This window comes from Thermoflexus sp., from assembly GCF_025055495.1.
In the GTDB taxonomy this organism is placed as follows: domain Bacteria; phylum Chloroflexota; class Anaerolineae; order Thermoflexales; family Thermoflexaceae; genus Thermoflexus.
In genome coordinates this window covers 1-12,581 of record NZ_JANWXB010000159.1, presented here as the reverse complement: position 1 = coordinate 12,581, position 12,581 = coordinate 1, and the positions used below count along the sequence as shown (strand labels likewise).

Annotated in this window: 7 protein-coding genes; 3 read left to right on the top strand and 4 right to left on the bottom strand. The window is 65.5% G+C overall.

The annotated features are described in order from the left end of the window. Positions 1-234 precede the first annotated feature (234 nt). From polA to NZM16_RS05545, 3 genes are all read right to left on the bottom strand, one after another. Entirely contained in the window at positions 235-3,069 is a 2,835-nt protein-coding gene (gene polA, locus NZM16_RS05555) for a DNA polymerase I (RefSeq protein ID WP_295479194.1), read from the bottom strand. Between the two features lie 117 nt (positions 3,070-3,186). Beyond that, a complete protein-coding gene (locus tag NZM16_RS05550) occupies positions 3,187-5,733 on the bottom strand; it encodes a DEAD/DEAH box helicase (RefSeq protein ID WP_295479190.1) in 2,547 nt (848 codons plus the stop codon). Continuing rightward, positions 5,723-6,223 (bottom strand): methylated-DNA--[protein]-cysteine S-methyltransferase, encoded by a 501-nt coding sequence (locus NZM16_RS05545; RefSeq protein ID WP_295479187.1) that lies wholly within the window; start codon positions 6,221-6,223, stop codon positions 5,723-5,725. The genes NZM16_RS05550 and NZM16_RS05545 overlap by 11 nt, the downstream gene beginning before the upstream one ends. 305 nt (positions 6,224-6,528) lie before the next feature. Between NZM16_RS05545 and NZM16_RS05540 the strand changes: the two genes are divergently transcribed. The 3 genes from NZM16_RS05540 (at position 6,529) to metG (ending at position 10,990) form a co-directional block, all read left to right on the top strand. After that, a complete protein-coding gene (locus NZM16_RS05540) occupies positions 6,529-7,326 on the top strand; it encodes a LysM peptidoglycan-binding domain-containing protein (protein WP_295479184.1) in 798 nt (265 codons plus the stop codon). A gap of 143 nt (positions 7,327-7,469) precedes the next feature. Further along, the gene (gene glmU, locus NZM16_RS05535; protein WP_295479182.1) at positions 7,470-8,816 is read left to right on the top strand and encodes a bifunctional UDP-N-acetylglucosamine diphosphorylase/glucosamine-1-phosphate N-acetyltransferase GlmU; all 1,347 of its coding nucleotides are present in this window, start codon (positions 7,470-7,472) and stop codon (positions 8,814-8,816) included. A 401-nt stretch (positions 8,817-9,217) separates the two neighbouring features. Next, positions 9,218-10,990 (top strand): methionine--tRNA ligase, encoded by a 1,773-nt coding sequence (gene metG / locus NZM16_RS05530; protein ID WP_295450306.1) that lies wholly within the window; start codon positions 9,218-9,220, stop codon positions 10,988-10,990. 212 nt (positions 10,991-11,202) lie between these two features. On the opposite strand, the gene NZM16_RS05525 is transcribed toward metG, so the two are convergent. Then, entirely contained in the window at positions 11,203-12,363 is a 1,161-nt protein-coding gene (locus NZM16_RS05525) for an FAD-binding oxidoreductase (protein ID WP_295479179.1), read from the bottom strand. Between the last annotated feature and the right edge of the window lie 218 nt (positions 12,364-12,581).

The window sequence follows — 12,581 nt, the reverse complement described above, 5'->3', positions numbered from 1 at the left end:
TGGCTGCGACCATTTAACACGGGGGGTTTTTACGAATCCCCCCCCGGTCGGGCGGGCCGCGCCCCCCCCCCCCTTCCCCCCCCCCCCCCCCCCCCCCGCGGGCTGGGGGGAGGGGGGAGAAAAAATCGTTCGGGGGCGGTGCGGGGGCCGAAGGCCCCCCGCCCCACCCTCGAAAACCTCTCAAAAATCGGATGCCTGGCTCATTCCCGCCTGCCCGCGAAGCGACCCTATGCATCACGACCAGCAGGGCCCGACGTGAATTTCCACCTCCAGCGGCACGGCGAGCGGATAGGCGTTCCGCATTCGCTCTTCCACCAGGGCCCTGACTTCCTCCACTTCCTCTTCGAACACCTCGAAGACCAGTTCATCGTGGACCTGCATGATCATCCGGGCGTGCAGGCCGCGCTCCCGAAGGGCCCGATCGATCCGGATCATCGCCCGCTTGATGAGGTCGGCCGCGCTGCCCTGGATCGGTGCGTTGATGGCCTCGCGCTCCGCCTTCCGACGGACCGCCTCGGGAAGCCGACGCGGGGTCTGACCGGGACCGGCAGGCATCAGCTCCGGGAAGTAGCGGCGGCGCCCCAGCAGCGTCTCCACATACCCCTGCCGGGCCGCCTGTTCCTTGATGGCCTCGATATATGCCTTCACCTGTGGAAAGGCCGCGAAATATTGCTGGATGAAACGATCCGCCTCCCGCCGTGAGATCCCCAGCTGCTGCGCCAGGCCATGGGCGCTCATCCCGTAGATGAGGCCGTAGTTGATCCGCTTGGCGAAGTTCCGTTGCTCATCGGTGACCCGATCCAGCGGGATCCCGAAGGCCTTCGCCGCCGTGGCCCGGTGGATGTCCTCTCCCGCCTGGAAGGCCGCGATCAGCCCAGGATCCTTCGTGATGTGGGCCAGGATGCGCAGCTCGATCTGGGAATAATCCGCCGAGAGGAGGACGAAACCTGGCGGGGCGATGAAGGCCCGGCGGATCTGTTTGCCGAGCTCCGTGCGAGTAGGGATGTTCTGGATGTTGGGATCGCTCGCCGAGATCCGCCCCGTCACTGTCCCGGTCTGATGATAGATGGGATGGATCCGCCCGGTGGCCGGATGGATCAGCCGGGGCAACGCGTCCACGTAAGTGCTCTTCAGCTTGGCCAGCTGACGGTATTCCAGGATGAGGTCGATCACCGGATGGGCGCCCCGCAGGCCCTCCAGCACCTCGCTGGAGGTGGAATACATCCCAGTCCCGGTCCGTGGGACATCGACCGTCGGCAACTGCAGCTTCCCGAACAGCGCGTCCGATAGCTGGCGGGGCGAATCCAGATTGAAGGCATAGCCCACCCACCGGTAGATCTCCTGAGCCAGGATCTGGATCCGCCGCTCGAGCTCCTTCGACATCTGCTGCAGGAGCGGGACATCGATCAGGATGCCGGCCAGTTCCATCCGCATCAGCACCGGGATCAGGGGGATCTCAATCTCCGTGAACAGATCCCACAATCCCTGCCGGCGGAGCTCCTCCTCCTGGACGCGGGCGATGCGCAACGTGAGGTCCGCATCGGCGGCGGCGTAGGGAGCGGCCGCGGAGATGGGGACATCCGCAAAGGAGCGCTGGCCCTTCCCCTTCCCGATCAGCTGCTCGATGGTGGTCATCTCCACACCCAGCCGGAGCCACGCCAGGTGCTTGAGGCTGAGCCCGTAAGCGGCAGGGTTGAGCACCCATTCGGCGACCATCGTGTCGAAGGCCAGGCCCTCCACCTCCACCCCATAGCGGGCCAGGACCAGGAGATCGAACTTGGCGTGATGGCCGACCTTCGGACGGCGGGGATCGCTCAGGATCGGCCGCAACGCCTCCAGGACGTGGGGAAGAGGCAACTGCGGCGAGCCGTCCCGATGGCCCACTGGAACATAGTATCCGCGGCCCTCCTCCACCGCGAAGGATAGGCCGACCAGAGCGGCGGACATCGGAGCCAGCGCGTCCGTCTCCACATCTAAGGCAAAGCGGGGCGCCCGTTCCAGAGCTTCCCGCAGCGCGGCCAATCCCGCTTCGTCCGTGACCACCATGGCCTCTGTCGGGCGAGGGAGATGTTCCGCCCGCAGCGGAGGCACGGTGAGGGGCTGGATCACCGCCGGCCCCACCGGCTCCGGGAAGAGGGTGGGCTGGCTGGCCAGCCGCGGGGCCTCCTCCTCGACGGCCTGCGCGGATTCCAGGGGCGTCGTGCCGTCCGGGAGCCGGTTCATCAGGCTTCGGAACTCCAGCTCCCGGAACAGATCCAGCACCGCCTCCCGGTGATAGCGCCCAACCCGACAGGCCTCCCAGTCTACGGTGAGGGGAACATCGGTGCGGATCTGGACCAACTGCTTGCTCAGGAACGCGGACTCCCGCCCGGCCTCCAGCAGGCGGCGGATTCGCTCCGGTTGGATCTCGTGAAGGTGCTCGTAAATGTTCTCCAGAGATCCATAACGCTTCAGGAGCTCCGTGGCGGTTCGTTCCCCGATCCCCCGGACCCCCGGGATGTTGTCGCTGGGGTCGCCGGTGAGCGCCTTAAGGTCCACCAGCTGATGGGGCTCCAGGCCATAACGCTCGCGGATCGCTTCCACATCGTAAATCACGATGTCGTCGAAATGGCGGCGCGAGGTGAGAACCCGGATGCCCGGCCGGATCAGCTGGAAGGTATCCGTGTCGCCGGTGACGATGAGGATCTCCATGCCGCGCCGGAGGGCCTGGAGGGCGGCCGTGCCGATCACATCATCGGCCTCATAGCCCTCGGCGGTCAGCTTCGGGATGGCGAAGGCGTCGATGATCTGGTGGATGCGGGCCAGCTGCACGTCGAAATCCGACGGGCGCTCCGCCCGCGTCGCCTTGTATTCCGTGAAGGTTTCATGGCGGAACGTCCGCCCCACATCGAACGCCACCGCCATGTAATCCGGGCGGTGCTCCCGCCAGACCTTCAGGAGCATCGAGGTGAAGCCGTAGACCGCGTGGGTCGGCTCCCCTTTGCGGGTTTGAAGGCCCTGGCGGAGCAGCGCGTAATAGGCCCGATAAGCCAGGGAATGCCCATCTATCAACACTACCAGTGGAGCCATTATCCCCTCATCCAGCAACCAAGATGATCTTCACTCGTTTATCTTAACGCAATTTGCTACTCAGGCACCCGCTTTAGGCGGAAGAACCTCTCTCGCAGCCCCTCAAGCCAAAGGGGGTTACCATCCCGCGTTCCCCGGATCCAGAATGCACTCCAGCAGCCGGCGGGTTTCCCCTTTCAAGTCTGGCATCTCGCCCGGAGGCCCTACGCAAGCCGGGCATCCGTTTTCACACGGACAACGCCCTACCACCTCCCGGGCCGCCTCGAGCAACGCTTCCTGGACCGTCCAGAGATGGGCGGCGAACCCCACGCCTCCGGGGACGCCCTCGTAGAGCAGGATCGTGGGGCCTCCGGTCTCCCGGCTCTCCAGATCCACCAGGAGGCCCAGATCCGCCGGATCGCTCATCAGGAAGATCGGCGCGAGGCCATGGAGCAGATGGGCCAGGCCGGAGAGGGCGCTACGCGTCCCCAGCATCTGTTCCAGGCGCCGATGACAGCGACGGCACACGGTGATCAGGTTCTCAACAGCGTGCGCTTCCCGCAGATCCCGGAAGGTTCGCAACGGGCGGAGGTGATGGACATCGTGCGCATGCCCCGGCGGTTCCGGAACCCCACACACCCGGCAGCGGTAGCCATCCCGCGCGCGGACCTGCCGACAGACGGCCTCCCATTCCGGGCCGTAATCGAGAGCACCGATATAGATCCCCTCCTCCTTTAGACGTTCCAGAAGCGCCGGGCGCAGGGTTAGCCACCAGGCAGTGGTCGAAAGGGCAACCGGGGGGGTTTCGACTTCCTCCCACCCTAGGAGCTCTCCCCCGGGCCACCGCAGGCGCCGGTAGCCCACGACCTGACCGATGATGGTGACCTCTCCCCACGCGCCGATCCTCCAGGGCTTCTCCTGACGCGCCCGCTCCTGATCCAGACGCCACTGCGCCTCAACGATCGGCTCGGTGACCTCATCCCCTTCGAAAGATTCGGCGATGGCTTCCCCCTGCTCCCAATCCACCGAGACGATCCGATAGGCGATGCCCTCATGCAGATACACTGCGCCGGGATGAACCAGTCGAGGGGCGGAGGGGCGATCCACCTCGCCGATGATCCGGGCCCCTTTCTCCTGGCTCCGCCGGATCCTCACCCGATCCCCTGTGCCGGTCCGCAGGCTGACCTCCTGCGCCGGATAGCGATCGGCCGCGAAATACACCCGGCCGTCGGTCGGATTGCGGTAGAACGGCTCCCCCTCGGCGATCAGCCGCTCCACGATCCAGTCCGTGTCCAGGGTCCGGGCGAACGGCTCGCCCGGGCTCAGGGGCTGTTCGAACGCCGCACAGCGCAGATGATCGGCCAGGATCGCCAGATTGTCCGGATCGAAACGGACCGCCTCGGGGGGATTTCGGAGGAGGAATTCCGGATGCCCCGCCAGATACTCATCGAGGGGAGTGGCCGTGAGCACGAGCACAGCGACGCTCAGCGGCGTGCGGCGGCCCGCCCGGCCCGCCTGTTGACGGACCGACGCGATCGTCCCCGGATACCCCACCATCACGCAGGCTTCTAAGGTGCCGATGTCCACCCCCAGCTCCAGGGCATTGGTGGCGATGACCGCGCGGATCCGCCCCTCCCGCAACCCCTTTTCGATCGCCCGGCGCTCCTCCGGGAGGTATCCCCCCCGATACCCACGGACCTCCTCAGGGTCCCCGCCCCGCTCTATCCAGGCCGATCGGACCATGCGTAGCAGGCGCTCGACGGCCATGCGGGAACGGGCGAAGGCGATGGTGGGGATGCCGTGCTCGAGGAACGTCTGGATTAGGCCAGCCGCGGCGGTCATGGCGCTCTGGCGCAACCCGATGGCGGCATCCAGCAGCGGCGGGCGATACAGGATGAAATGGCGCTCCCCGTAAGGAGCGCCGTCGTCCTCCACGACGTGGACCGGCCCTTCAACCAGCGCTTCCGCCAGCTCGCGGCCGTTGGCGACGGTGGCCGAGGCCAGGAGAAACTGGGGAGATGCGCCGTAAGCGGCGGCCAGGCGCCGCAGCCGCCGCAGCACGTTCACCATGTGGCTGCCGAACACTCCCCGATAGACGTGAGCTTCATCGATCACCACGAAGCGCAAACGGCTCAGGAACGCCGCCCAGCGGGGATGCTGAGGGAGGATCCCCATATGGAGCATATCGGGATTCGTCAGGAGCAAGCGCCCTCGCTCCCGAACGAACCGGCGGGCCTCGCCCGGCGTGTCGCCGTCGTAAGGTAACGCGGCGACCGGAAGCCGCAGGGCGGAAAGCCAGGCGCGCAGGACGGCGAGCTGATCGTGGGCCAGGGCTTTGGTCGGATACACGAAAAGCGCAGTGGTCTGGGGGTCCTCGCAGAGGGCCTGCAGGATCGGCAGGAGGAACGCCAGGGTCTTCCCCGAGGCGGCGCCGGTGAACAGGGCCACGTGGGCGCCCGCCCGAGCGGCGCGATAAGCCTCGACCTGATGCGTGTAAAGCGCCGAAACCCCCGCCTGCTGAAGCGCCGCCCGCCATCGAGGATGGAGGTCCTCTGGGGTCGGAGCCGCCTGCGCCTCCCGGGCCGGCGCCCAGGCCCATAAGGCGACCCGCCGGCGGAAAGCCGGATCCTGTCGCCAGCGCCGCAGCAGGGCGGCCAGAGGCGTCGAAAGCTCATCAAGCCGCAAGCGGTGCCCCCTCCAGCAGCAGCAGCCACTGCTTGAGATGTCGGCCCCCGGTATAGCCACCCAGGCGGCCATCCGCCGCGATCACCCGATGGCATGGGATCAGGATCGGCAGCGGGTTGGCCCCCAGCGCCTGGCCGACCGCTCGGGCCGCTTGAGGCTGCCCGATGCGCCGGGCCAGTTCCCGATAGGTAAGGGTCTGGCCGTAGGGGATGCGAGCCGCTTCCTTCCAGACCCTCTGCTGGAACGGCGTGCCCTCGGGATCCAGGGGCACCGTGAAGGTCCTCCGCGCCCCGCGTAAATACTCGATAATCTGCGCCAGGGCCTGCGCCGACAACCCATCCTCGCGGCGCTCCATCTCCGGATGGGCCGCCTGCACCCTCGCCCACTCCCGCTCCCCGTTCTCGCCGAAAATCACCCGATGAACCCCCCTGGCGCTTGCGACCACCCATAGCGTCCCGAGAGGGGTTCCTTCGGCTATCGACCAGTGCATTGGTTCCTCCAAGAAAGAACGCTCAAGTTCCAGCCTGAGGCGTCGTGTGAAAACCATCCCATGCCTTATGATAACTCAGCCGGCCTCTGACCCCTTAGGGAGATCCAGCGGGGACGTCCTCCCATGCGGAATCCACCCTTCTCCGGGATTTCTCCCTCCTTCCCCAGGTTTGCTAAAATGCCTGCTACGCGAGCAGAGCGCCTCTGCGCCCTCGCGCCCCGTTCGGTCTGGAATCGGGCCGGGCTAAGCACCCTAGACGTCCGGTTCGATTTTGGACTTCACCACCTTGACGCGAAGGAGGATCCATGCGCAGAATCGGTGGCTGGCTGCTGGGAGGCTGGATCGGATTGCTACTCATTGGTATGGTGATCGGGGACTCTGTCGGATCCGGGCCTCGCGTATGGGCCCAGGCGCAGGTCACCGCCACGCCCCGCCCGGATGGCTCCATCGTCCACACGGTTCAGGAGGGCGACACCCTCTTCGGCCTGGCCCTGCTTTATGGAACCACCGTGGAAGAGATCAAGGCGCTCAACGGCCTGGATTCCGATTTGCTGGTGATAGGCCAGGAGCTCCTGATCCGGCCGGCCCAGCCAAGCCCTGCGCCGTCGACCCTCACTCCAGCTTCGGGGGAGCGACATCCGGGCAGTCTCTGCGCCGGAGCTTTCGAGGATCGGAATGGAAATGAGATGAAAGAAGAGGGGGAACCCTGGATCGCGGGGGTGGCCATCGACCTGATCGATGGGCGCGGATGGAAAACCACCTTGATCTCGGAAGCGGGCCGGGCCCCCTGCCTTCGGGATCTGGAGCCTGGCTATTACGCGCTCGCCCTGGAAAACCCGACCGGCTATCAGGCCTCCGGGCCCACCCGGCGTGAGATCTGGTTGCCATGGAATACGGAAGTGACCGTGTTATTCGGATTTCAACCGCTCTCCGGGTTCGTGACGCCGACCCCTTCCCCTACCCTCGCGCCATCGACATCCGCTGGGCCGGATCTCGCGCAACTCGGGCAAGGGTTGCTGGCAGCCTCCGGATTTCTGGCGCTGCTGCTGGTCGGGGGGATCATCGGTTACCTGGTTGGACAGCGACGCGCCCGGGGACGTTGAGCCTCCCCGGAGTGACGCCGATCGCTTCCTCCTGGTAGCTCGGTGGGCTGAGCGGAAGGGATAACGCTGCAAAGAGGTCATCCTGCCTCGCCCGGCAGGCTTTCGATTGCGCAAGCCCCATCTGTGAAGAGGATGGATGAAGCATGACATGGACGGCGATCGTTCTGGCGGCAGGGCTGAGCACACGATTTAAGTCCGAGCGGCCCAAGGTGGCACATCCCTTAGCAGGCCGCCCGATGATCCGGCACGTCCTGGAAGCCTTACGGGCGGCCGGATGCTCGATCCCGCCGGTGGTGGTGATCGGCCCGACAGCTCCAGCGGCCCAGGAAGCCGCAGGGCCCGACGTCCAGTTCGCAATCCAGCCGGAGCCGCGAGGCACCGGCGATGCGGCCCGCTGGGCGAGGCCGATCCTCCAGGGCCGGGTCGCGCACATCTTGATCACTTATGGGGATCTCCCGCTGGTGCGCCCGGAGACGTTCCGTCGAATGATCGAAACCCATGAGGCTCGTGGGGCCACCCTGACCCTCCTCACCGTCCATCTGGCCGATCCCACCGGCTACGGGCGCATCGTTCGGGATTCAGAGGAGAGGGTGCTTCGCATCGTGGAGGAGGCCGAGGCCCGTCCCGAGGAACGGCGTCTTTCGGAGGTGAACGTTGGGGTTTACGTCGTGCGCGAGCCCTGGCTCTGGCCCGCTCTTTCGCGTCTGCGGCCCAGTCCGGTGAAGGGGGAGATCTATCTCACCGATCTGGTTGCCCTCGCGGCGGCGGAAGGAGCGCAGGTGGAGACGGTCCTTCTCGAGGATCCGGAAGAGGCCCTGGGGATCAACACGCGGGCCCATCTGGCGGAAGCCGAACGCATCCTGCGACGGCGGATCAACACCCGATGGATGCTGGAGGGGGTCACCCTTGTGGATCCGGAACGGGTTTACATCGGAACGGACGTGATCATCGGGCCGGACACCGTGATCTACCCGGATACTTACTTGGAGGGGCAAACCCGGATCGGCCGCCGGTGCCGCATCGGGCCGAACACCATCCTTCGGGATGCCGTGATCGGGGATGACTGCGTGGTGGAGGCCTCCGTAGTGGAGGGCGCAACGCTGGCCGATCGCGTCCATGTAGGTCCCTTCGCCCACCTGCGGCCGGGGACCCGGCTGGCGGAGGAGGTGCATGTGGGGAACTTCGCCGAGATCAAAAACAGCACGGTCGGCCCGCGGACGCGAATGCATCACTTCGGCTATCTGGGCGACGCCACTGTGGGCGCCAATGTGAACATCGGGGCGGGGACCGTTACGTGCAATTACGATGGGGTGCGTAAGCACCCGACGATCATCGAGGACGAAGCGTTCATCGGCAGCGACACCATGCTGGTGGCCCCGGTGCGGGTGGGGCGGAAAGCGAAAACCGGCGCTGGGTCCGTGGTGACCCGGGACGTCCCGCCTGAAACCCTGGTTTACGGCGTGCCCGCCCGGCCCCGTTCGTCTTCGTAGCGGGGCTGGTCGAAGGCCGGGATGCGGCAGGCATAGTCTCGGTTGCGCGCCCGGATCGATTTCGATTAGAATGAAATCGGTCTCTCTGGGGCATCAGGCGCTTCGGGGAGGGAGAAGCGGCTCCACCCGTTTCCCTCGAGACAGCACGGGAGGAGGAGAATGCTTCCAGTCCCGATGCCGATCATGCGAAGACGCCCTCAGCGGTCGGGGGCCTGAGGCCCCCCCGACTGCCGGGTCTGTTTTCGCCCGCGGACCGCCGGCCTCGGCCGGCGGTTTTTTTATTTTGGGCAGTTGCGCTGTTCGATTCCTCTGGGGCTTTAGAGGCAGAGGGCGCTTGGCCCTCCGCCCTACATCTCAAATCCCCAAGCTGGGTTGATCCGAATTCCCTCAGGAGGTGCCGGATGACGGAAAAGGTGCTGGTTTGCGTGGCATGGCCCTACGCCAACGGCCCATTGCACCTGGGCCATATCGCCGGGGCGTATCTTCCGGCGGACATTTTCGCCCGCTACCATCGCCTGAAGGGGAACTGGGTGCTGATGGTCTCCGGCTCTGATTCCCACGGGACCCCCATCACGGTTCAGGCGGACCGGGAAGGCGTGCCGCCACGGACGCTGTTCGAGCGCTATCATCGGATCTTCCTGGAGACCTGGCAGAAATATGGCATCTCCTTCGACCTCTTCACCCACACCGATACCGAGAACCACCACCGGGTGGCTCAGGACATGTTCTTGCGCCTCCTGGAGAAGGGTTACCTCTTCAAGCAGACCCAGCGCCAGTTCTATTCCGAGGTTTCCCGCCGGTTCCTGCCCGACCGCTACATCGAGGGGACATGTCCGATCTGCGGCTACGAGCGGGCCCGGGGAGACCAGTGCGAACGATGCGGGACGCTGTTGGAGGCCACTCAGTTGATCCACCCTCGTAGCCGGATCGACGGCAGCGTGCCGGTGCTGCGGGAGACCGAGCACTACTTCTTCAACCTGCCCGCCTTCACGGAATCCCTCCTGGATTATCTGCGCGACAAAGGATACTGGCGGCCGAATGTGCTGACCTTTACCCTGAACTATATCCGCCAGGGCCTCCAGCCCCGCCCGATCACCCGTGACCTGGACTGGGGCATCCCGGTCCCCCTCGAGGGATTCGAGGGGAAAGTGCTTTACGTGTGGTTCGAGGCGGTCATCGGCTACCTCTCCGCTACCATTGAGTGGGCCTCCATCTCCGGGAACCCGGAGGCCTGGAAGGACTGGTGGTATGATCCGGAGGCGAAAATCGTTTACTTCATTGGGAAGGACAACATCCCCTTCCACACCATTATCTGGCCCGCCCAGCTGATGGGAACCGAACGGCTATATGAGGAAGATCCCTCGAAACGCCTGGCCCTGCCCTACGACGTGCCGGCCAACGAATTCTTGAACCTGGAAGGGGACAAATTCTCCACCAGCCGCAACTGGGCGGTCTGGGCCCTGGACGCGGCGGAGCGTTACGCAGTGGACGCCCTTCGCTATTACCTGACGGCGATCATGCCGGAGACCCAGGACGCGGAGTTCCGCTGGACGGATTTCATCCGCCATAACAACGAAGAGCTCCTCTCCATCTGGGGCAACCTGGTCCACCGCGTCCTCACCTTCGCCGCCCGCCATTTCGACGGCGAGGTCCCCATGCCCGGCCTGATGGAACCGCGGGACGCTGAGATCCTGGCCCGGATCGATGTGTCTTTCGAAACCGTAGGGCGCCTGATCGAGGGCTGCCGCTTCCGGCAGGCCCTGGAGACCGTGATGGGGCTGGCCGCCGAGGTGAATCGCTACCTCAATGAGCGCGAGCCCTGGAAGGAGATGCGGGAGGATCGAACCCGGGCAGGGACGACCATCTACGTCGCCATGCGGGCGATCGACGGCCTGAAAGTGCTCCTGGCACCCTTCCTTCCCTTCTCCAGCCAACGAGTTCACGAGATGCTAGGATATGAGGGGGATCTGGTAGGACGCCTGTCGGTGCGCCCGGTGGCGGAAGCCGAACGAGAGCACCTGGTGCTTACGTATGAGGCCGACCCCCGGATCCGCTGGGAGCCCAGCCGGCTCCGGCCCGGCCAGCGCCTGCGGGAGATCCGCCCGCTCTTTGAAAAAATCGATGAGGCGCGGGCGGCGGAGGAGCGGGCCCGATTAGGGCAACCAACGGCCTAACCGTAGGGGCCCCATGGGGGTGCCCGTATGGGACGACCACAGGGGGGCACCCGTATCGGGCAACCACAGGGGGTTGCCCGTGATAAGGCGACCACAGGGGGTCGCCCCTACAAACAATCCGGCGCACCACGTATTTTCGTAGGGGCGGGCCCCCGTGCCCGCCCATATGGGCAGGCCCCTGTGCCTGCCCCAGGCCCCCGCCTGTGCCACATTCAAATCACGTTATATTCCGCAAAACGGCCCGCCTGAACCAAACGCTCCCAGCGCAGCGGCGCGATATCCAGCGTGTGGGCCCGTCCGTCCAGGATCTCCTCCGCCATCAGCAGGCCGGCGGCGGGGCCGTGCATCACCCCGTGGCCGCTGAACCCGGCGACGGTGTAGAATCCCGCCACAACCGGAATCCGCCCGATGATCGGATGGGCGTCCGGCGTCACCTCATAGAGGCCGACCACCCGGGCGCGCACCCCAGCCTGCTCCAGCAACGGCATCCGGGCGATGGCCGCTTCCATATGGATCAATTCCCATTCCGGATCCAGCTGTTCGTTAAACCCCGGCGGCTCCGCCCGATTCGACATCCCGGTCAGGATCCCTTCCCCCTCCCGATGGAAATAGAGGCTTTGCGCGAAATCGATCACCATGGGGAAATCCGGCGGGATCTCCGGGATCGGGGTGGTGACGAGATACTGGCGCCGGTAAGGGACGATCGGAAGCTCTGCGCCCACCATCTGTCCGATTTGGGCGGCCCATGCCCCGGCCGCGTTGACCAGGATGGGCGTAGCGATCTCCCCCCGCGGGGTCACCACGGCCTCGATCCGTCCTCCGCGAGTTCGCACGCCGACCACCGGCGTATCGGTGAAGAGGAGGCCGCCCAGGCGTCGGGCGCCTGCCGTGTAGCCGTTCACCAGATCCATCGGGCTGAGCAGCCCATCCCGCCGACAGAAAGTCCCGGCGATCACGTCCTCCAGGCGCATCATCGGCAAACGCCGGCGGATCTCCTCACCGCTAAGCCAGTCCGTGGGGACCCCCAAGCGGCGTTGCAGCTCCACCTGGGCGCGAAACTCCTCTACATCTTGTTCACGGGTCAGGAGAAAGAGGTAGCCGCAGAACCGCATTTCGAGGGGCGCGCCAGGGTCCTCCCGAAAACGCTCCATCATCTGGACGCTGAGGAGCGAGAGGCGGATGTTGATCTCTGTCGCGAACTGATGGCGGAAGCCGCCCGCGGCCTTGCTGGTGGAGCCACAGCCGAAGAAGGGGCCTTTTTCGAGGACGACCACGCGCAGGCCAGGGGATTTCTTCAAGAGGTGGTAGGCCGTGCTCAAACCCATCACCCCGCCTCCAGCGATCACCACATCGGCAACGGCTGGCCAATCCATTGGAGCGCCTCCAGAACATCGGGATGGAATTCGGGCTATCCCCGACCCCGATTCGGAACTCTGGGGGATGGTGCAGAGGACAATGCTCTCCCGCTCGGTGTCTGCAAGACCAGCTCATTCCCCCAGGTGTCGGTTTGTAGAACACTGTGGACGGCGAGATGTGATAGAATTTTAAACTGGTCCTTGCCATAGGAGGCCTTAGGGCAGGCAGGGCCGCC